This window comes from Nostoc sp., assembly GCF_041747015.1.
GTDB lineage: Bacteria > Cyanobacteriota > Cyanobacteriia > Cyanobacteriales > Nostocaceae > Nostoc.
In genome coordinates this window covers 1-22,415 of record NZ_JBGTFY010000312.1, presented here as the reverse complement: position 1 = coordinate 22,415, position 22,415 = coordinate 1, and the positions used below count along the sequence as shown (strand labels likewise).

Annotated in this window: 19 protein-coding genes and 1 pseudogene; 13 read left to right on the top strand and 7 right to left on the bottom strand. The window is 38.5% G+C overall.

Annotated elements, in window-relative coordinates:
- Positions 1–217: 217 nt before the first annotated feature.
- Together ACEW80_RS24920 and ACEW80_RS24915 are read right to left on the bottom strand one after the other, a co-directional pair.
- Complete coding sequence (locus ACEW80_RS24920; RefSeq protein ID WP_373529165.1) at positions 218–1,450, bottom strand: glycosyltransferase; 1,233 nt, start codon at positions 1,448–1,450, stop codon at positions 218–220.
- 6 nt (positions 1,451–1,456) lie between these two features.
- A complete protein-coding gene (locus tag ACEW80_RS24915; protein ID WP_373529164.1) occupies positions 1,457–2,611 on the bottom strand; it encodes a glycosyltransferase in 1,155 nt (384 codons plus the stop codon).
- An 80-nt stretch (positions 2,612–2,691) separates the two neighbouring features.
- Here ACEW80_RS24915 and ACEW80_RS24910 point away from each other — a divergent pair, with 80 nt between their 5' ends.
- A complete protein-coding gene (locus ACEW80_RS24910) occupies positions 2,692–3,306 on the top strand; it encodes a class I SAM-dependent methyltransferase (protein WP_373529163.1) in 615 nt (204 codons plus the stop codon).
- On the opposite strand, the gene ACEW80_RS24905 is transcribed toward ACEW80_RS24910, so the two are convergent.
- Positions 3,301–4,452, bottom strand: coding sequence for a glycosyltransferase family 4 protein (locus tag ACEW80_RS24905; RefSeq protein ID WP_373529162.1), 1,152 nt, complete (start codon positions 4,450–4,452; stop codon positions 3,301–3,303). The genes ACEW80_RS24910 and ACEW80_RS24905 overlap by 6 nt on opposite strands.
- A 318-nt stretch (positions 4,453–4,770) precedes the next feature.
- Here ACEW80_RS24905 and ACEW80_RS24900 point away from each other — a divergent pair, with 318 nt between their 5' ends.
- The 12 genes from ACEW80_RS24900 to ACEW80_RS24845 all read left to right on the top strand — a co-directional run bounded on the left by ACEW80_RS24900 (position 4,771) and on the right by ACEW80_RS24845 (position 16,845).
- On the top strand, positions 4,771–5,877 hold the full coding sequence (locus tag ACEW80_RS24900) for a glycosyltransferase family 1 protein (RefSeq protein WP_373529161.1): 1,107 nt from the start codon (positions 4,771–4,773) through the stop codon (positions 5,875–5,877).
- 663 nt (positions 5,878–6,540) lie between these two features.
- Positions 6,541–7,812 (top strand): lipopolysaccharide biosynthesis protein, encoded by a 1,272-nt coding sequence (locus tag ACEW80_RS24895; RefSeq protein ID WP_373529160.1) that lies wholly within the window; start codon positions 6,541–6,543, stop codon positions 7,810–7,812.
- Between the two features lie 67 nt (positions 7,813–7,879).
- Complete coding sequence (locus ACEW80_RS24890) at positions 7,880–8,665, top strand: hypothetical protein (RefSeq protein ID WP_373529159.1); 786 nt, start codon at positions 7,880–7,882, stop codon at positions 8,663–8,665.
- A 1-nt stretch (position 8,666) separates the two neighbouring features.
- Positions 8,667–9,530: a hypothetical protein gene (locus ACEW80_RS24885; RefSeq protein ID WP_373529158.1), complete on the top strand. Its 864-nt coding sequence runs from the start codon at positions 8,667–8,669 to the stop codon at positions 9,528–9,530.
- Positions 9,531–9,616: 86 nt separating this feature from the next.
- On the top strand, positions 9,617–10,357 hold the full coding sequence (locus ACEW80_RS24880) for a methionine biosynthesis protein MetW (protein WP_373529157.1): 741 nt from the start codon (positions 9,617–9,619) through the stop codon (positions 10,355–10,357).
- A gap of 20 nt (positions 10,358–10,377) precedes the next feature.
- The gene (locus ACEW80_RS24875; protein WP_373529156.1) at positions 10,378–10,902 is read left to right on the top strand and encodes a methyltransferase domain-containing protein; all 525 of its coding nucleotides are present in this window, start codon (positions 10,378–10,380) and stop codon (positions 10,900–10,902) included.
- 17 nt (positions 10,903–10,919) lie between these two features.
- Entirely contained in the window at positions 10,920–12,011 is a 1,092-nt protein-coding gene (locus ACEW80_RS24870) for a glycosyltransferase family 4 protein (protein ID WP_373529155.1), read from the top strand.
- 129 nt (positions 12,012–12,140) lie between these two features.
- On the top strand, positions 12,141–13,241 hold the full coding sequence (locus tag ACEW80_RS24865; RefSeq protein WP_373529154.1) for a glycosyltransferase family 4 protein: 1,101 nt from the start codon (positions 12,141–12,143) through the stop codon (positions 13,239–13,241).
- A gap of 238 nt (positions 13,242–13,479) precedes the next feature.
- Complete coding sequence (locus ACEW80_RS24860; protein WP_373529153.1) at positions 13,480–14,616, top strand: glycosyltransferase family 4 protein; 1,137 nt, start codon at positions 13,480–13,482, stop codon at positions 14,614–14,616.
- Between the two features lie 10 nt (positions 14,617–14,626).
- Complete coding sequence (locus ACEW80_RS24855) at positions 14,627–15,331, top strand: class I SAM-dependent methyltransferase (RefSeq protein WP_373529152.1); 705 nt, start codon at positions 14,627–14,629, stop codon at positions 15,329–15,331.
- An 18-nt stretch (positions 15,332–15,349) separates the two neighbouring features.
- Positions 15,350–16,492: a glycosyltransferase family 4 protein gene (locus ACEW80_RS24850; RefSeq protein WP_373529151.1), complete on the top strand. Its 1,143-nt coding sequence runs from the start codon at positions 15,350–15,352 to the stop codon at positions 16,490–16,492.
- 23 nt (positions 16,493–16,515) lie between these two features.
- Complete coding sequence (locus tag ACEW80_RS24845) at positions 16,516–16,845, top strand: hypothetical protein (RefSeq protein WP_373529150.1); 330 nt, start codon at positions 16,516–16,518, stop codon at positions 16,843–16,845.
- Between the two features lie 272 nt (positions 16,846–17,117).
- On the opposite strand, the gene ACEW80_RS24840 is transcribed toward ACEW80_RS24845, so the two are convergent.
- The 4 genes and pseudogenes from ACEW80_RS24840 to ACEW80_RS24825 all read right to left on the bottom strand — a co-directional run.
- Positions 17,118–17,609, bottom strand: coding sequence for a DUF1499 domain-containing protein (locus ACEW80_RS24840; protein WP_373529149.1), 492 nt, complete (start codon positions 17,607–17,609; stop codon positions 17,118–17,120).
- 257 nt (positions 17,610–17,866) lie between these two features.
- The gene (locus ACEW80_RS24835) at positions 17,867–19,753 is read right to left on the bottom strand and encodes an alpha/beta fold hydrolase (RefSeq protein WP_373529148.1); all 1,887 of its coding nucleotides are present in this window, start codon (positions 19,751–19,753) and stop codon (positions 17,867–17,869) included.
- 336 nt (positions 19,754–20,089) lie between these two features.
- On the bottom strand, positions 20,090–21,532 hold the full coding sequence (locus ACEW80_RS24830) for an ATP-dependent DNA helicase RecQ (RefSeq protein WP_373529147.1): 1,443 nt from the start codon (positions 21,530–21,532) through the stop codon (positions 20,090–20,092).
- Positions 21,533–21,657: 125 nt separating this feature from the next.
- Positions 21,658–21,840 (bottom strand): annotated as a pseudogene (locus ACEW80_RS24825) (NAD(P)H-quinone oxidoreductase subunit 4); the annotation flags it as partial.
- Between the last annotated feature and the right edge of the window lie 575 nt (positions 21,841–22,415).

The following is a 22,415-nucleotide window of genomic DNA, read 5'->3' as shown; positions in this document are numbered from 1 at the left end:
GGGGGGTTGGGGGGATCTCTGAGGAATAAACATGTTAACCGAACTGTATTGAATGTGGTGCAATTCAGAATCCTCTGGTTAAAGGCGGAGGATTGTTATTAAAAAATATGCAGATTGATTATCAAATCAATAATGTTTTATCTACGTCGTGCGCGTCTGGGAAAGAGTTCTGTTTAGGATTCAACCCAAAAATTGCTATAACTCTACTACATTGGACTTATTTATTCATACTCTTTTTTTGGCGAAGGAAGGTATTGGCATGAGTATATACTTCTAGAATTTGCTGATGTAAACGCTCGTGACTAAAACGCTCTGTGGCTGTAAGTCTGGCATTAACTGAGATGATTTGACGTTTTTCGGTTTTGTCGAGCAAGTCTAAAATAGCTGCTGCTAGAGCAATTGGTTCTCCTGGAGGTACACCAACTGCATCATAATTGTGAGTAAATAGCTCGGTTGCTCCACCTGCTTGGGATACTATAACTGGTTTACCACAAGCCATAGCTTCTATTATTGCGAGTCCAAATGGTTCTGGTTCGGTGCTGGCATGAACTACTATATCTAACCAACGGTAAATCTCTGCTATATCTTGCTGGAAACCAAGAAAATCAACTTTATCTGTAATTCCAATATCTGAGGCCAGATTTTTTAACTCCTGCTCAGAAAATTGGGAACCACGAGTTTGATAAATTGCTCCACCAATGATATAGAAATGAACGTTTAAGTGCGGATGCGATCGCACAATATTACCTATTGCTTTTAGGAAAATATCATGACCTTTCCAACGAGCAAAGGTAGCTACTAATCCTACCCGTAAAGTCAAATGTAAAGATAGAGGAGCAGGAGAAAAATAATTAACATCGATCGCATTGTAAATTACTTCTATGGGTAAGCAAGGTAGTGTATTTCTAGCATCTTGAGCAACAGCTTGGGAAATAGCAATTCCAAGAGTGGCGCGATGTCTACGACGGGCTACGCCTACGCTCAACCATTTTAAAACCTGTGCTATTAATGGTCGTGAGCCATAGAAATCATGAATATGCCAAACAATGGGTACATCTTTGATTCCAACCAATGCCGTTAGTACATGAGTTTTAATCCCGTTGGAGTGAATTAAATCGGGTTTGAGTTCACGTAGCGATCGCTTAAACTCCCTGAGATATTTGCCGATGCTGGGTAAAGTTTTGACTACTCGTAATAGCAATATGAATATTGCTATTGTTTTACTATTACCTTTAAAGGCACTGTCACCCAGTTGATTAAATTCTTCTGGGAGTTTTAGTAATGTCACCTGTACGCCTAATTTTTCAGCCTGCTCTATTAATGCCCCATCTGTACCGACAATTAAGTGAAGTTGTATATTTGGCTGTGTATTTAAAGCAGTCAACATAGTCAGCAAAACCCTCTCTGCACCACCAATTACTCCCACCGGATTTAGAAATACTATTTTCATCTAGTTTTAATTACTGATTAATTCTAAATAAGATTGAGCAATAATCTCGGTGTGAGCAGACCAAGAATATTTGTTAGCCTGACTCAAACGAAGATTGATATCTGGGGCGCTAGTTGGATTTAGCAATAGCTGTTCTACCGTCTTTACCCAGGCTGAAACATCCGAAATTGGGCAGTAAACTACTGCTTCTTGTCCTACCTCACGCAACACAGGAATATCACTGACAATTGCGATCGCCCCGCATGATAAGGCTTCGATAACTGGTAATCCAAAGCCTTCTGCTTCACTTGTTAATAACACTGCTGATGCTCGTCGGTAAAGTGCTGCTATGGTTGTACGCTGTAAACTCTGTAGATGAGTTATTGACTTTTTAATATTCAACTGAGCAATTTGTTGCTGTTGGATTGGTGTCCACTCGCCACTAACTTTGACAAGCTGCAACTGCGGGTAAATCCCTTGTAACTGGGCAAACACTTGTAAAAGAATATCAATGCGCTTGCGAGGAATGCAACTACCAACGTGAAGCAGAAAAGGTGCATTACCTATTTGTTCTAGTATTTGTTGATCAGCAATACTGGCGTTTTCAGGAGTAATACTAAATTCTGGAGCGATACCATAGGGAGCAAAAACTAGGCGCGACGATTCCACCAGTTGATAATACTCAATTTGTCTTTTTACCTCTGCGGTAGAATAAAACACAATGGCGCATGATTGCAAACCATTAAGAATTCTCCGAGACATAGCTTTATACCAGTCAGGTCGAGGCTCTTGTGCTGGTTCCAATAAAGAGCGAAAAGCATCAATATCGTGACAATATACCCCTGTACGTTCTGGGGGCAAGACATGGGCTAAATGAGCATAGCTGTGGTCAGCAATGTGATAGAAATCAAAGTCTTTGACTCGTTGGTAAAGATAAAAGGGGTAATCCCAAAATCGGTTAATCAAGCGGTCTGCATTGTAAGCAAAGTGCCTTTCACCAAACCAGGGACTTTTTTGACAACGCCAGTTAAATCTTGGACAAACTTCTGTAGCTTGAATAGGTGCAGTATGTTCAGCTTGCAGGTGCTTGAGTAGCATCTGAGCACACAAATTCATGCTATGCCAGTTTTCTTCTGGGTAATCGCAGATGATTGCAAGGCGAAATTGAGCGATTTTAGTCATTTAGTATATATATTGATTTTTAGATTTTTTATGTGTAGAATTTAACACAAGATTGACCAAATGGATAAAAGGTGCATTCTATGATGACAAAAAACATTGTTTTTTGGTTAAAAAGACCTAAAGCCTTGCTGCATCGTATCAAATATTGGATTTGGGAAAAATTCCATCCCAATAAACCTTGGATGTGTCCGGGAACGGTAAAATTTTGCGAAAGGTATCTTACTAACTCTATGTCCATGCTTGAATTTGGAAGTGGTCGAAGTTCAGTATGGTTTGGTCAGCGAGTAGCTAATTTGACGAGCATAGAAGATAATCCCGATTGGTATCAATCAGTAAAGACAAAAATAGAAAGCGCAAATTTGGCTAATGTGGATTTGCGATTGATTCCCCTAAACCATCCTTCATTACAACCTGAACAGGAATTTTATGAAAGATGTCCTAATTATGTGGCAGTGTTAGATGAATTTGAAGAGGAAAGTTTGGATTTTGTAATTGTTGATGGTCACTACAGAACTAACTGCACCAGAAAATGCCTAAGTAAAATTAAACCTAGTGGATATTTGCTAATTGATGATACTAATATGTGGAATTCATTAGATTTACTTAAGATTCCTGAAAATTGGTTAATTGTCAATCAATCAACAAACGGGATAAAAACGGCGGTTATTTGGCAAAAATCACCTTCAACTTTATAGAGAACGACCATCAAAAAACTCGTTAAAAAATTGCAAATGAAGTTTTGCAACAATGGGCCAAGTGTAAAATGTATGCGATCGCTCTAAACCTTTTTGCGAGAGTTCTCTTCGTTGAGAAGGACTGTTGAGCAAGTCTGAAATAGCTGCAACCCAACCCAACTCATCTTTTTCGCCAACCACCAAACCAGCATCTTGAATAACATAACTGATTTCTCCGCTATCACTGCCAATTACAGGAACACCACAAGCGAATGCTTCAATCAGCATTCGCCCAAACTGTTCTCGCCAATTAGACATGGTTTGACTGGGGGCGACAAGTATATCCATAGCGTTGAGATATTGGGGAACTTCACTATGTCTGACATTGGTGCAAATCCGCACCTGTTCAGGATAACGCTTTGCCCACCTTCCTAGAGATGATTCCATTGTTCCAGTTCCGACAAACAAGGCTCGCCAAGGAGTTTGTAAACTATCTAGAACCCGCATCAGTAAATCTAATCCTTTTTCGGGAATAAAGCGACCTAAATAACCGATAACAGGTATTCCTTTTTCTTCCCAATTCAGAAGGCGACGAATTTGTAGCCCAGCATCATGATCAGGATAGAAATAATTAACGTCTACGCCAAGGGGAATTAGTTGCATTGGGAGGGAATAGCCTGGACGCGACAATAAATTTTCAGCAACTATTTGTCCACTACAAATCCATCCTGTTGCACGGTTCATTGCATACTTTTCAATCCAATTAAATGGAGGTGGATATCGTTTCGATAGGCTTTGAGCAGTACGGTAAATCAATGGGATTTTATCAGGTATCCACCAAGCAATCTGTCCCCCAGCAAAAACGTAAGGTTCCTCCCAACAATGAACCAAATCCCAGCCTTGTGCCATAATCTCTTTGAGTCGCCAATCATAAGTCAAAATGTGAGCCGGTTTGCTGAAATAAACTGGTACTTCTTGTAGGCGACAGATTTCATTGGGGTCAGTTTCTAAGTGTATGGGTCGCAAATCTCCATGCATAAATGAAGGCGCAACTGCTGTTACTTCCCATTCCCCCTTTCCCAAACGGGCTATTTCATTGATCAATTGGCGATTCAAGTTAACGACATAAGAGTGCCCAATAGATAGAAGTTTTCGAGTACTAGACATACACCAAATTCCTACTTACGTATTAAACTGTATTGTTAATTACTAAGTCAGCTTATAAAAGTTAAGCCATCCTCTAATTAACTGACAAATTTCAGCACCCTTATTTGTATGTTTCCCAAAAATTTACTGAAAGTAGCATTTTTACTGAGATTTTTCAGATAAATGCGGAAGTTGATTATATCTGTATTTTGTGTAATTAATTGTGTGTGACTACTTAGGGCTTGCTGATGACACTATCAGTATCACAAATTAGAGTACAAAATGTTGACTACTACGACATGGTAGCTAATATTATTGGTCTAGTGTAAGTATCATTAAATGAAACCTACTATTGATCGCATCATTGCAATTGTTCCTCGTCTACCCCCTGCTATTGATGGCTTAGGAGATTATGGGTTGAATTTAGCTGTGCAACTGCGTCAAGACTTTGGCTTGGTGAGTGATTTTATAATTGGAGATCCGAATTGGTCTGGTGATTCTTTTGTCAGGGGATTTACGGTTAAGCAGGTGGCGGAACAGTCTAGTGCAGCTTTGTTGGAGCTATTACCAAATGAAGAACACTTAAGAACCACCGTTTTGTTGCATTATGTGGGCTATGGTTATGCGAAGCGAGGTTGTCCAATTTGGTTGGTAGAAGGGTTGGAGCATTGGCGAAAAGCTGGGAGTTCCCGATATTTGGTGACAATGTTTCACGAAATCTATGCTTTTGGTTCTATTTGGACAAGTCAGTTTTGGACATCGCCACTGCAAAGAAATCTAGCTGCACGTTTGGTTCGGTTGAGCGATCGCTGTCTTACTAGCAAGCAAGGATATGCTGAAATTATCACGAAATTAGGTCAAGGAAAACATCCTCAAGTTCCGGCTTTGCCTGTTTTTTCTAATGTTGGTGAGCCTGAGAATTTAACTTCTTTATCAGAACGTCCTCGACGCTTGGTAATTTTTGGTGGTATCGGACCGCGATCGCGTGTTTATCAGAAGTCGCAATTAGCGTTACAGCGTACTTGTCTTGAGTTAAACATTGATGAAATTTTAGATATTGGACCTCCTCTAGATTTTGAAATTGATTCAGTAAATGGTATTCCTGTTAATTGTGTGGGAGTTAAGTCTGCTGAAGAAATCAGCGACTTATTATCAAACTCAGTGGTAGGTTTTTTTAATTACCATACAGAATACCTGACAAAATCAACAATTTTCGCGGCTTACTGCGCTCATAGATTGCTGCCTATAGGCACATGGTATAAAGGACAAGATGTCGATGGTTTAGAAGCAGGGAAACATTACTGGTTAGGGGACAAGTATCTGCATACGATGAACTTATCGGCGGGACAGACAATTGCAGATAACGCTTATGCTTGGTATCAACAGCACCAGTTATCAGTGCAAGCTTCTACTTTTATCAATTATTTAAGAAGTGAAAAAAGTTGATTCAGACTATTTCACAGATAGCTAAACTCGACTTTATCCATTTTTTGGCAACGCTCAAGCTGACGCTGAAACCTTTGTGTAACGGTAGTTTTACTTTTTCGATTTCACGAGATCAGTCTTAATCTACGACCTCAGTAACCCGTTTTTGAATATAACATTTTAGACACTGTAAATGGTTATGATTACGGTTAATGAGGGACGGGGTTAATACTTATAGTAAGCGTATTTAAATTAACCTTGACAAAATCTAAATTAATGTGTAAAAAAGAATCTAGATTAATCATTGATTAATCGTTTGATTGATTTTCTGAAATAAAAACGATGTCTTCGCTTAGTAGAGAGGCTGCGCGGATAATAAACCACATAGCATCTAGTCTTAAAATTTTGTCTATAAATATACGTGAATGGCACTATATTAAGCTTTATTGAGTGATACTAAAGAGTTTTTTTGACAAAATAAACTCATCTTAGTTTGGTATAGAATTTGGCAATAATAAGTTTGCTTAGTAAGTAGTAAGCACTTCAGTGCTGAAGACAAAGGCTAAAGTTATTACCACCAAGCTTTTTACTTAATTAAAATTAATGTTGCAAACTGCTAGATAGAATTTTGGGATTTATCTAAAGAAGCACAACGTGTACTAATCGGACTATAAGAGTGAGTAGATGTCTGTACCTTCCGTACCTTCTAATGTCGTTCATTGGATCAAAGTACTTAGCAAATTTGTCTCTGCTCAAATTCTAGTTCAAGCTTTGACTCTAGCTAGTGGAATTTTAATAGTTCGTACCTTAGAACAACAACAATATGCTTATTACACTATTGCTAATTCAATGTTGTCAACAATGAACATATTATCCGATTCAGGCATTAGTATAGGTCTTTCTGCTATTGGAGGTAAAGTTTGGCAAGACCGTTATCGTTTTGGTCAGTTAATTAATACTGCAATGCGGTTACGCTACTTTTTAGCAGCAATTTCAATCTCTGTAGTCACACCAATTTTAATTTGGATATTAATTCGCAATGGTGCTTCAATAGGTTATACAGTTTTAATAACGATTGTAGTGCTACTAGGGCTAAATTTTCAGCTAACTACTGGAGTGTTAATAGTAGTGCCTCGTCTACATTCTCAAATTAGCCGGATTCAAAATTTAGATATTCTTTCAGCAATTTCCAGACTCATATTTTTGGGATTAGGGTATTTAACTTTTTGGAACGCTACAGTAGCAATTGCATCTGGATCTTTAGTCTCAGGATTACAGCGTTTTGTTTTGGGACGCTTGGCTGAGGAAAATATTGATGCCAAAGTATCTAATAATCAAGAAGATCGTAAATTTATACTTACAACAATTAAACATTCACTACCTAATAGTATTTTCTTTTGTATTCAAGGACAATTAGGTATTTTTCTTATTAGTATATTTGGCAGTACACAGAATATTGCTGAACTAGGAGCTTTAGGACGGATAGCTGTTATTTTTACAATTATTAATTCTGTAATGGCGACAATTATTTTACCTAGCTTTTCTCGTTGTCAGTCAGTAGTAATTTTACGTCGTCGTTACTTCCAAATATTAGGTATTTTTCTATTATTTGGAATATTGATTATTGCATATGTATATATTTTTCCTGAACAGATTCTTTGGATTGTAGGAAATAAGTATAGTCACCTTAAAAATGAATTATTTATGATAATTTTTGTGACATTTATAAGTTCTTTTCTTGGCATGATGACCTCCCTGAATCTTGCTAAAGGATGGGTTGAATATAGTTGGATTGATATTCCCATGAAATTAATTTTACAAATTTTTCTATTGATGAATTTAGATATCTCAACTATTAAAGGAGTGATGATTTTTAGCTTATTGTCTCAAATCTCTTCATTTCTAGTTAGTATAATGCTTACGTATCGTGGACTGAGTAACTACAACAAAATTTAATTGCCATTTTTATTTAGATTACGATTAGTATTAATACATTCAAATAAAGCAAATAATAAAAACATTTATGATACCATCTGTGAAAAAATATTTCAAGAGCCTATTACCATCAGAGTTACATCCAGCAGTTTTAGCTAAGAAACAGGTTGATTCTTTAGCCAATGGTAAGGTTATATCTGGCCCATTTGCAGGCATGAGGTATGTTGAGAATAGTATTGGTAGTGCATATACACCTAAAATACTGGGTACATATGAATTAGAGCTTCATTCAATAATTCAAGATTTATGTTCTAAAAACTTTACCTTAATTATAGACGTTGGTGCAGCCGAGGGATACTATGCGATTGGTATGGCTATGAGAAATTCACTAACTAGGGTTATAGCTTTTGAGACTGAGCTAAAAGGTCAGGCTCTATTAAAGGAAATGGCACAATTGAATAATGTAGCAAATAGAATAATCATAACTGGAAAATGTGATATTTCATCTCTACAAAATGTATTAAATTCACAAGATAAATGTCTCTTAATTATGGATGTGGAAGGGGCAGAAAAAGAACTGTTAAGTCCAGAAGTAATACCGAGAATACATAACTGTGAAATATTGGTCGAATTACATGAATGCATTTGTCCAGGTATAGCTGAAATAATTAATTCACGGTTCTCCCACACTCACAATATTGAGAGAATCTGGCAGCGAAAAAGACAATACAATGATATACCTTTCAACTCACTCTGGAAGAGATGGATATTGCCTATGACTGAAGAATATAGATGGATTGAAAATCAAGAAACTGGCGAAATTGAATCTAGAAATATGTCATGGTTTTATATGCAACCTTTATTGACAGCATAAAATGAAACAAAAAAAAGCTATTGTTACCTTATTGATTGGTCAACATTACCAGCAAAGATGGAAAACTATCTGCGCTAAAAACTGGCAGCAATACGCAGATAAACACGATTATGATTTAGTTTGTATAGATAAACCTCTTGATACTTCTGCTATGGCTCATAGTAGATCACCTGCTTGGCAAAAATGTTTGATTTTAGGAGATGAAAGGGTTAAAGGATATGACAAAGTAGTTTGGATTGATTCAGATATTTTGATTAACCCTAATTCGCCCTGCATAGTTTCTAATGTAACAGAGGATAAGGTCGGTGCTGTTAGTGCGTTCGCTCAATTTGCCGAACCATTACCAGGAAAAGACCAAATGTTAATAGACAGAATTATAGAATTTTGGAATTGGCCTTATCGTAATGCTAAAGAGTTTTACTCAGGAGCTTTATTACCTGACTCATTCGATCAAGTTGTTCAAACTGGAGTAATGGTTCTATCTCCCCATATACATAATTCTATACTGGAATATACTTATCACCACTATGACGAAACTCCCCTTAACAATTTTGAGATGGATGCATTATCTTATGAATTACTTAAGGCTAATTGCATTCATTGGTTAGATGATAAATTTAATAAAATATGGCTAGCATGTATGGCGATGGACTATCCCTTGTTACTACCACCAAAAAAGACAGAAATTAAGCCTATTCGATTTTGGAAACGTTTAACTAGAGGGCATTACCAATTACCGCCCAAAAAAGTTACTACTCCTGCTTTGAATATAGCATTTCTCAATAACTATTTTCTTCACTTTGCAGGTACATCTCAATATATGCCTTGGGTAAATACCAACATTACATCATGGAATGATATATAACTATAAGTCTGAATCCTTCATTTTTTCACTTGTTCAGATATGAAAAGATTCGAAAGTTTACATAGCAATACATTGAAGGAAGTTGTATGTTTAATAAAAATATCGAAAAAGTTTTATCAAAAATTAAGCCTGATGATATTGTTCTGGATGTCGGTGGATGGGCTTGCCCATTTAATCGTGCAAACTGGATACTTGATGGGGGAGCTTTTGAAACTAGGGGCTATTATGAAAAAATTGGAATGCCAAAATCACAAGGAGGAGAAAAAGAATATTTCAACAAGGAAACATGGGTTCAAAGAGACTTCTGTGATAGAGAACCTTGGCCATTTGATGATAATTTTTTTGACTTTTCTATATGTTCACATACCCTCGAAGATGTTAGAGATCCATTATATGTATGTTCAGAACTGATTAGAGTATCGAGACGTGGCTATATAGAAGTTCCATCAAGGTTACTTGAATCATGTCGAGGATCAGAATCAAATAGGTTAGTTGGATTATCACATCATAGGTGGTTGGTTGATATAACTGACAATTATGTGCAGTTTCTCATGAAATATCATATGATTCATGGCGACTTCCAATTATCATTTCCGCCATCATTTGCCAAAAAAATACCACCGGATGAAACTATTGCATTTTTATTCTGGGAAGAAAAATTTGATTTTTCTGAAAAGCGAATTGATGGGTTAGATAACATATATGAAGAACTTAGTCAGTTTGTTTCTACAAGATATAAATATCCTAAGTATAAGTATAATATTCAACAATTAACCCAAGAGGGAAATAGAATTTTCAAAGGTATCAAGCGTAGATTATTTATCTAGTTTAAATCGTAGTAGAGAGAATGATAAATACATTATCTGTTGGATGCGGTAGAAAACCACAACAGCCAAACCTAGTTAGGCTGGATATATCGCCTGAAGTAGATCCTGATATAGTTTGGGATTTAGAAAAGATTCCTTATCCTTTGAACGATTCTAGCTTTTCAGAAATAGAGTGCTTTGATGTCATAGAGCATCTATCAAATATTCCTAATAATTTAGAAGAATTTCATCGAATACTCAAACCTGGAGGACTACTTAAAATAACTACCCCTCATTTTTCTTGTGCAAATTCATATATAGATCCCACCCATAAATGGCATTTAAGTTATTTTTCCTTTGATTATTTCTCTGATAGTCATACCTTGTCCTATTATTCAAAGGCTAGATATCATATTAAATATCGTCATATACAGTTTCAGGGTGGCAGAATTAATCGGTCTATTTTTAGTAGATTGGCTAATAAATTCCCTCAAAGCTATGAGCAAAGATGGGCTTGGATTTTTCCGGCTTGGTATCTTTATTTTGAATTAGAGGCTATTAAGTAGCCGTTAAAATTTTTATTATGAAAGTAGTTTATATCACACCAACTTACTTTGATGATGTATCAGTTATCGGAGGTGGTGAACGATATCCCTCTGAATTAGCAACCTGGATGTCGAAGTTTGTAGATACTACCTTAGTCAGCTTCTCATCTCAACGTAAATCTTCCGAACAAGGTCAACTCAAATACGAAACTTACGCAGTTAAAATTTTTATCAAAGGTAATAAAGTTAATCCTCTATGCTTTAAATATCTGGCTGCTATTTTAGATGCTGATATAGTTCATATCCATAATATCCACACCCTAGTTTCCGATCTAGCTTGCTTAACGGCATCTTTCCTTGGTAAAAATGTTGTTGTTACAGATCATGGTGGTGGTGGATCTGTTTTCCTTAATCAAAAATTACCAGTTTTTCGTTTTTATTGCCATGCGATCGCTCAATCTCAATTTGCCTTAGATTTTCTGCCAACTGATCTAAGAAACAAAGGAGTTGTGATTAAAGGAGGCATTGATACAGATAAATTTTGTCCAGATCCTAATTTAAAAAAGGAACAGAAGATTCTCTATGTCGGACGCATTTTACCCCATAAAGGTATTAACTACTTGATAGAAGCTTTGCGTTTACTAAATCACTCAAACTACAAACTCACAATTGTTGGTAGAGTTTACAGTGAACAATTCTACCAAGACATCAAACAGCTAGCAGATGGACTAAATGTAGAATTCATTCACAATGCTGACGATCAGCGTTTACTTCATGAGTATCGTACAGCAATGGTGACAGTCTTGCCCTCGGTTCACACGAACTGCTACGGAGACTATACGCCAGTTCCTGAACTGATGGGTTTCACGCTCTTAGAATCTCAAGCTTGTGGAACTCCTGTTATCTGTACTGATGCTGGTGCAATGCATGAGTTTGTAGATAATCATTGTACTGGGTTTGTAGTTAAACAGAACTCTGGGGAAGCGATCGCAGTTGCTTTAGACAAACTAATTAACTTATCTCCATCAGAATATATACAATACCAAACCAATTGTCGCCAATGGATACAACCTCTAAGTTGGTTAACAGTAGTTAAAAGACATTTAGATATCTATAGGAATCAGATTTGATTTTTGAATAAGCCTGCGAAACAATACGGAAAGGTGAACAAGCTTAATAGGCAACAATGATAAGCCCGAATTTACAAACTGGCAAATTTGAATTTGAAGTTTAAATTACGAAAGTTTTTGAAAAGCTATATGAAAGTAGTCCACATTACACCAACTTACTTTGATAATGCTTCAATCATCGGTGGTGGCGAACGTTATCCCACAGAGTTAGCATTCTGGATGTCTAAGTTTGTCGATACTACTCTAGTAAGTTTCTCTTCTGAGCGTAAATCTTATAGTTACTGTCAACTAAAATATGAGATTTATAAAGTTCAACACTTAATACATGGTAATAAAGTTAATCCTCTATGCTTTAGATATTTAGCTTCAATTTTGGGTGCTGATATAATCCACATCCACCATATTTATACCCTAGTTTCTGACTTAGGCTGTCTGACTGCATCTTTGCTTGGTAAACGTGTTTTTATAACAGATTATGGTGGTGGTAGCGGTTTAGTACTTAATCAAAAACTGCCGATTTTCAAAGGCTATCGAAAAGCGATCGCCTACTCACGTTTTGGGTTAAATTTTATTCCTACTGAGCTACAAGAAAAATCTGTATTGATTAAAGGAGGCATTGATACAGATAAATTTTGTCCAGATCCTAACTTAAAAAAAGAACAGAAGATTCTCTATGTCGGACGGATTTTGCCCCATAAAGGTATTAACTACTTAATAGAAGCTTTCCGCTTACTAAATCACTCAAACTACAAACTCACAATTGTTGGTAGAGTTTACAGTGAACAATTTTACCAAGATATCAGACAGCTAGCAGAGGGACTAAATGTAGAATTCATTCACGATGCTGATGACCAGCGTTTACTTCATGAGTATCGTACAGCAATGGTGACAGTCTTGCCATCAGTTCATACTACTTGCTACGGAGACTATACGCCAGTTCCTGAATTGATGGGTTTCACATTGTTAGAATCTCAAGCCTGTGGAACTCCTGTTATTTGTACTGATGCTGGTGCGATGCATGAGTTTGTAGATAATGATTGTACTGGGTTTGTAGTTAAACAGAACTCTGGGGAAGCGATCGCAGTTGCTTTAGATAAACTAATTAACTTATCTCCATCAGAATATATACAATACCAAACCAATTGTCGCCAATGGATACAGTCACTTAACTGGTTGACGGTAGTCAGAAGACATTTAGATATTTACACAGGAGAGTCTAAACCTCTATGAAGCAACCTTTGATAATATCATGAGCCTTTATCTACCTTAAAGTCGAAACTTAAGAGGCTCAGGAGTACAGTTAGAATTAGCTGATGAATTTCAGACAATGGAGCATCAATTTGAAACCCTGTAAGCCTTGATTTTCAGGGCAAGTGACGGACTTTAATTAAAACTCCAGCATAATATGTACTGAAGAACCAAAATTATTAGGAGGCAGTTAATGAAAATTTTACTTTGCAGCCCAATAATGCCTTCTAAAGAATTAGGAGTGTCAAAAGTCTTAATAGAACTGATAAAAGAATTGCAAAAATTAGGCTGGTTATGTAAGTTACTAAACCCGACAGATATCTGTCCTGAGATATTAAGCTATATCGGGATCAAATATCAGCACAAATATGTTGAATCTTTGAAAAATTATTTGCAGCAATATGCTTCAAAATATGATGTCATAGACTATGATCATTTATACCTTCCCTATCCTAGATCTGAATTTAGTAATTCAACTCTTTTTGTTGCTAGATCGGCTCTGCTTGTACATCATTTTGAAACTTTCCCAATTCCATTACAAAAAAGCTGGCGGAGAAAAATTGCTCACGTTATTAAAGGCCGCTCAAGACAGTCTCAACTTCAGACTTGGATAAGAGATGCAACAGTTACTATACAAGAAGCTGACTTGATTAATGTGAATAACTATGATGCCAAAACTGAGCTAGTTAACCGAGGTATATCAGCAGAAAAGATTGTTGTAGTTCCCCTTGGCATTAGTCGCACTAGACGACTTTTGTTTGATGCAGTATCAAGTGTACCCCCCGAAAAACCAAGAGTGGCTTTTATTGGGACTTTTGACACTCGTAAAGGAGCAAACGATTTTCCTGAGATTGTCAAATATATTTCCTATCATGTGCCTGATGTATGCTTTCGGGTATTAGGTACTAAAAACAAAACATCCGACGAAGTTTTATCACACTTCCCTAAAAATTTAGTTAACTATTTAGAAGTCATACCCAACTTTGACTCCGAAGAACTACCATTACTGCTAACTGATTGCTCTGTAGGTGTTTTTCCTTCATATCTAGAAGGCTTCGGCTTTGGGGTCTTAGAAATGCTTGCAGCTTCTATTCCTGTTATTGCTTATGATGTTCCTGGACCACCGATGATGCTACCACCTGAGTATTTGGTATCTAAAGGAGATATAAAAGGCATGAGTAACAAAGTTATTAGTTTGTTGCATGATCAACAAAAACTTAGTGCCGCTCGGCTGTGGGCTAAACAGCAGTCCCAACAGTTTTCTTGGCAGAATATCGCCCAAATTACAAGTGAAAATTACTTGCGCTGTCTAGAATTTAAAAGAACAGTTAATGAAAAATCACCTCAATTAAAGTAGGAGCTAGTTTATGAGTAACAGCACAGCTAAAGAACTATACGACAAATGGCATGGCGAACTGGGTGAACAAGAAGAAGATAACTCAAACTCTCCTTGGCATCAAATGACGAAACAGCATTTAGGTGATATACAAGGTCGTAAAGTACTGGAGATTGGGTGTGGGCGTGGCGGTTTCTCCAAATATTTGCTCGATTGTGGGGCAGATTTAGTGGCAGCTGATTTTTCTGATACTGCTGTTGCAATCACTAAACGACTTCTACCAAATATGTCTAACTTTGAAGCAGTTGTTGCAGATATTCAAAAGCTACCTTTTTCTGACAGTGCTTTCGACATTGTTGTTAGTTTAGAAACCTTAGAACACGTACCAGATCCTGATAAGGGGCTAGCAGAACTGGTACGAGTAACAAAACCAGGTGGTCAGTTGATTATAAGCACTCCAAACTATTTTGGTTTATTGGGGCTGTATCGTACCTATAGAGAAGTCACGGGGCGGGGGTTTAGTGAGGTAGGTCAACCAATTAATCATCCACTCAAACTTATAGATCGGGTTCGTAAATTGAAGCAATTAAAATGCAAAATAAATGTTGTAGATGGTGTTGGCCACTATTTATATATACCCAGGACTTACGGCATCCGAATGACATGGCTAGACCAACCACATTTTTTAATGAAATGGATAGCTGCACATTCTTTGACAGTGGCAACTAAAATTTAGCCTTTGCTAGGATCACAAATGCGAATTTTACGGATAAGTACTGCTACTAATAATCGAACAGGCGGTATGTCTCGTGCAATGTACTGCGCTGGGGATGCGCTAATAGCGATGGGTCATCAAGTTGACTATTTATTCGGCGAACACTGGCAGGTAAGTAACTCTGTTTATCTGCGGCGATTAGCTGTACCATTGCAAATACCTGCACTAATTTACAGCCTAGCTCAGAAAGGCAAACAGTATGATATTGTCGAGATTCACGAACCTCTAGCGGCTCCTTACTGTTTCAATCGTAAAATCAATAAGAATCTACCGCCTGTAGTAGTATTTTCACATGGTTTGGAAAAACGTAACCAATTAGCTGAATTAGCTTATAGGCAGCAGAAATATCTCCCGGTTTCCCTCCCTCTTCGTTTCTTGCGGATTACGGTTCTACAGGCAATGTATGGTTTGCGGCATTGTGACCATGTTATTTGTCTAAATTCAGAGGATATTGCTTATCTACAACAAATTGGTGTGGCTAAAAATAGGATTACTCAAGCTGATAATGGTGTTGAATCACAGTTTTTGCTCGCAGGTGCAGTTTTAGCACAAGCAAATCTGTCTCGATCAGGGATCTTGTTTTTGGGAAGTTGGGTGTTGCGAAAAGGCACATTAGATTTAGTTCCAGCTATAAGCCAGGTTATGCAACGTCACCCATCGCTTCAGTTCACAATTGCTGGTTGTGGTTTTGATGCTGATACTGTTTTAACAGATTTTGCTGAAGATATCCGTTCCCGAATCCAGGTAATACCCAAGCTATCAAGCAATGAAAAATTAATTGAGATTTACCGTCAGCATTCAATATTGGTATTGCCTTCCTATTTTGAAGGGCAACCTTTGACAATGCTCGAAGCTGCTGCTATGGGATTGGTCATTGTGACAACTAATATCTGTGGCATGGCTGACTTTATTGAGAATGGGATTAATGGTATGACAGTTCCAGTTGGTGATATTGAATCTCTTACCCAATCTTTGGATCATCTAGTTAGCAATCCAGCCCTAGCTCAATGCCTTGGTGAAGCAGCTAGAGAAAAAGTACAAGCTTACACTTGGAAGAGTGCAGCAAAGAAGATTGCTAAGGCTTACCAACAGGCGATTGATGATGCTTCCAAAAAAAATTAATATTATTTACCAGGAGTTTCAAAATGGAAACTATTAGTCTTCAGGATTTTATTAAAAAGTATTGGCATATTTCCGATATTTCTAGTTATCCAAATGGCATGGATGTTGTTGATTCAATACGCCAAAAAGAAAAAAGTCTTTACAAGTTTCTTCCTCCTCAGTTGATCCGCCGTTTGGATGCTGCTTTTGCCCGTTCAAATTACCTTAAGTCCGGATCTGTCATTTTATTTCACGACTTTGTAGAGCCGAACGTTCGTAATGCAGCAATTGATTTGCTGCATAATTATACTATCTACATTTTGGAGTCAGAAGATTCTCAGCAACTGGGTCTAGCTGTCAAAAATTATGAGTAATGCAGGGTTGCAACATACAATCATTCTGGACAGAGTTTTAAGAATCTTTCTTCAAATTTTATAACTTCACATCCTGCTCAAATTTTTCTAAAATGCTCTTTGCCATGTCGTCCCAAGTATAGTCTCGCCACTTTCCTGAAAGGGGATTTACCATCTGGCTGTAGTAGTGAGCAGCCCCGTGCTATCAGCAAAGTTTTGCCTCCAAATCTACCGCATCTTCGGAGTTAGGAAGTAACAAATTACTGAGATGGCACTCCTCACGGCTAATAAAATCAAATGTTTAAATCGCGCAACGCCAGTCGAATTTGCTCCATACGCCTGCGATTGACACCAAGATCCGACTCTCCCACACGAGATGCCGATCGCAAATGAATTACTGATTCATTAGAAGGAAAATAAAACTCTACGTCATCAACAAATTTGAAGATGCGGCTTTTAGAAAGAACGTGGATATAATTATCTGTTTGTTCTACAATTTCTGTACGGGGAACAACACCAAGAACTTTTAGTAAGGTTTCTCTTGCTGCATCGCGGTCTAGATGATAAGCAATCGGGTCAATGGCGTGTTTAATATCTGCGTTTTGACTCACAACACAGTTGTTTGAAGCCGGACAAGAACTAAGATGACCATTATCAACTCCCAAGCTAGAAGAAGCAGCCCAAGTAGCCCCAGGAAGTATTAAGCTACTTATCAAAGTTAAGAGTATTACAAAAGTGATACTCCGCAAGAATTGCTGTCGGAACGTTGTTAGCATACGGGACATGATAAATTTACTCCTCTTGTTTTGAATAACATTTCGCTTATTTTCGCTTATTTCGGGCGATGTCTACGACGGGCTGCGCCTACGCCACTTGCCGATTCGCTCTACACAGTATCATCCATCCAGCCATTGCAAAGATGTCTTGATTTTTAGAATCAGCCGCTAGGAGTCATAATATTATACTTTCGCAAGTGCTAGGTTTACTAGATTAAAAATATTAAGGTGGTCGGTAAATGACCCTAACCACCATGCGTGAGACTTTATTTAACTAAACCTGAATGACCGGGGATATCTGCCAAGGGTTCAAATCTCCCACCTAAGTATTTGGCGAGAAACTCCTCAGCGATCGCAAAAAAGTGCAAGCGATTTTCTGGTCTGGCAAAACCATGTCCTTCATCACTATAAAGTACATATTGCACTGGCAAACCAGCCTGCTGCATTGCGTTGACAATTTGATCACTTTCTGATTGCTTCACTCGCGGATCATTTGCACCTTGACCAATGAGTAAAGGTTTCTGAATGCGGTCAACGAAGAATAAAGGCGATCGCGATTTCAGAAACTCTTCTTCTGTCGCCAAGTTGCCGATACGATGAGAAAGCATTGCCTTTAAAGGTTCCCAATAAGGCGGTATAGTTTCTATCAGGGTAATTAGATTACTTGGCCCGACAATATCTACACCAGCAGCAAAGATTTCTGGTGTAAAAGTCAACCCCACTAAAGTAGCGTAACCGCCATAAGAACCGCCCATAATCGCAACCTTTTGCGAGTCGGAAATGCCTTGTTGCACTAGCCAGTTCACACTGTCAATCAAGTCGTCGTGCATTTTAGCAGCCCATTCCCGATTACCAGCATTCAAAAATGCTTTGCCATAGCCCGTAGAACCGCGAAAGTTCACTTGCAGAACAGCATAACCTCGGTTAGCTAGCCATTGCGTTGTGGGAGAGAAACCCCAAATATCCCGTGCCCAAGGACCACCATGAACCAGCAGTACTGTTGGTAAATTCTGGGTAGGTATTCCCACAGGAGTTGTCAAGTAACTGTGGATAATTAAGCCATCCCGCGCTTCGTAGGAAATCGGTTGCATTGAAGCTAACTGCAACGCTTCGAGCTTGGGTTGGTTGCTAAAAAGGAAAGTGCTAGTTTTTGACTCTCTATTATAGGCATAGTAATAAACTGGGCCATTGTCAGTTCTATAAGCCACTAGCCAGGTTTTATCTTCCAAATCGCGGCTAATTAGAGAGAATTCACCAGGACGCACCTTAACGATTTCCTCAAAATCAGCGGCGATACTGCGATCAATTACCTGCCATTCTTGTTTATCTTTGTAGAAAGAAACTGCTTGGATAACTAGCGTCAATGGCTGAATGATTATCCCCACGACATCATACTGTTCATCTTCAGCAATGACGGTTTCTTCACGAGTTTCTAAGTCAACAGCTAGCAGACGTTTGGCGTTAGCATCGTGATTGCCTTGAATATACAGGGTTTTACCATCAGCTGAGAAGCTAACAGAATTCCCTTCCTCTTGTGGCCCCCAGTGACGGAGAATTTCCCACTGTTTATCTGGTTTGTGCAATAACAAATCGTAACCACCATCAGGTGTACTAGCTGTTGCTGCACGTATTTGGAACTGGGCGTCAGATGTCCAACTGATAATATTACCAGGGTTGTCAGTGTCGAACTCCACTGCACCATTTTTTAGGTTGATGCGGTAAACGTCAAACTTTTGGGGATTGTTCAAGTTCAACGCTACCAGCACTTGATCTGGAAATTTAGGTTCCAGTTCCACAAGTTCGGCTTTTACACCCTGGAATGGCGTTAAGTCACGCACAATCTTGGAGTGTATATTAACCAAGTGGAGGTGAAAGTTCTCGTCGCCATCTGAGTCTTGCATATAAATCAACTGGTCGGCGTTATAAGTCCAGAAGAAAATGCGGATACCGCGCTTTTTATCAGCAGTTAGTATCTGGTCGTCTTCTTGTCCGACAGTTCGCAACCATACCTGCAAGACATTTTTATCATCGGGGGCGATATATGCCAAGTACTTGCCATCAGGCGAGAGTTGCGGGCTAGTTTTTTCGGGATTCCCAAACAGAATTTCGCGCGGAATCAGCGGTGGTAGGGAGGGCGCTTGAGCAGATGACATATTTTTATACTCTACTTGACTTCACTTGACTTCTTTATTGTTACTTAGTGGTGAACGAACTTAAAGGCGAATGGAATTCGCGGCTACACAAACAAAGTCCACCTCCGTGGACTAAGGAAAAATTAAGGGTTTTGTCTGTTTAGTTGCGGTTTGTAACCCAATACAGTTCAGTTAAGCCTAAAACTCAACTTCTACGTAGGTTGGGTTGAGTCACGAAACCCAACACTTTCGTGACTTTGTTGGGTTTCACTTCTCTACGAGACGCACTCGCCTTCGTTCTACCCAACCTACAATTTTCTTAAGTGAACCGTATTGGTTTATAACCACCCTTTTAACTTACCGACAATTGTCGCAATGTCTGCAATGCCAGTTAGCTGCTTCTTTGTCAAAACCAAAAGCTTTTAACAAAAACTGCCAACGACACTGCTTGGTAGTTAAGTATTGATGCATTTGTTTGGCGGCGTGTAATTGCGTCGGTGGCTGAGTTTCCGCTTTTTGCCCAATGGTGTAATGAAAAGGATCAAGCCAGTTTAACTGACCACTGCTATGGAGTAATGCTAAAGCGATCGCACCATCAGGAAATTGTCGGGTTACTGCATTCACTTCTCCCTGTTTTGGTAATTTTTTCACAAGTTGCTGCGCTATTTGTTGTTGCGATCGCATTTGTTCAACAAAAAATTGCTGTCTTTGCTTATCCCCTGAATCTAACCACCCCGTAGGTTCACTCACCAATGTCAACGCTTCGGCTGGTTTCCCATCCCTTCCAGCCCGGCCAATTTCTTGCACATATTCAGACAGTAAGTGCGGCGCGTGAAAGTGAATTACCCAGCGCACATCAGATTTATTAATCCCCATACCAAACGCACAGGTACACACAACAAAGGGGATTTTACCACTTAACCAACTTGCTTCTACTTCACGGCGTTCACTTGCACCCAATCCTGCATGATAACTAGCTGTAGTATAACCCATGTCTGCTAACCATTCAGCTAAATCCTCGCTATCTCTCCTAGTGCGAACATAAACTAATCCCGATTGTTGCGGTCTATTTTGAATAAACTTTAATAATTGTTGTTTCCTACCTTGTGGTGTCCAAGCAATACGAACGCTGGGATGCAAATTAGGACGGTAAGGATTCAAACGGAAAATCTCTGGTTGCTGTAATCGTAAAACTGTTTGAATAATCCTTTGGGCTAAGGGGTCAGCAGTAGCAGTAAAAGCGGCAATGCTGATTTTTGTTCCTGGTGGTTTTGATTTTAGTAGTGCAGGACGCACCGCCCCTAATCTGCGATAAGCTGGGCGAAAACTATCACCCCACTGCACTAAACAATGGGCTTCATCTAAAATCAAACCATTAATTTGCAATTCCGGCTGACATAATCTTTCCCAAACGGGCGGACTTAGCAAAGTTTCTGGCGATAAATAAAGTAATCTTAGCTGTTGACGTTCTAAAGCTTGCAGAGTTGTACGGCGTTGAGATGAAGATAATTCACTATGTAAAAGCGCTGCTTTCTGATGGCTTTGTCGTAGTTCCTGTACTTGATTTTCCATCAACGCCACCAAGGGCGAAACTACTAAGGTTAATCCTGTTTGTAGGAGTGCAGGAAGTTGAAAACAAATGGACTTCCCTCCACCTGTGGGCATAATAATTAGCGCATCTTTTTGTGCCAATAAACTGCTAACAATTTCTCCCTGTGGTGGACGAAAATCTTCATAACCCCAGATTTTTTGAAAAGCAGCGCGAACTTCTTGCCAAGATTTTGTTGTAGGCTGATGCATAAGCAGTAGTAGATAGGCATAATTCTGAATATACCTACTGCGATAAACTTAATGGCTCAGTAATTTTGACAGTTGTTTTTTTCAAGCTGATATTTAAACTATTCTCTACCAGACGCTACGCGAACACTTTGGTCACCGTAGAACACTTGATGCAGCATCGACAGTAAATAAATCGGTGTCAAAATCACGCCAACTGCTGACAGCAGAACGACTACAACTTTGAAGCTGGAACTGTAAACATCGCTGGTGGCGATACCAATAAATACCATCAACTCACCTACAAAACCACTCATTCCTAGCACTAGAAGTTTAACTTTTTACTTTTGACAAAATAGGACTTACGCACTGTACAAATTAATCATGATGTGGATTAACGAAAATAGGTTGTTTCAGGGTTTGATTAATTATCCTTATGATGCCTACGGCGGTAAACTACGTAAATAGACCATGCTGTAGGGGTTTAGCAATGCTAAACCCTTACGAAAGATGTGACTTTTCACGTTATACATATTTACTTTTCAATGCGTAAATCCTACAAAAATATATACTCATCGAATGTCTAATTTTCAGGATACATAAGAATAAATACTTGTCGGATTTTGCCGCTTTGTATTTTAAATGTAAACTTTTGCAACGTCAACTTAAGCTCCCGTTACAATCTCGTTACATTTTTTGGTTAAGCCAAATTGTCAGGACTTTTAGCGCTGAAGTGTCAACTACGAACTTTATGTTTATGTCTACCTACTTAGGGCTTGCTGAACAAAAGTGAAACATAGTCTAGGTAAGGGTTTTGAGCATTTTTTCACCAAGCAAGTGCAAGACTATAGCATCCAGAGGTTCAAAAACCTTGCACTTTCGTCGGCGAGCGCCGGGCAAATTGGGA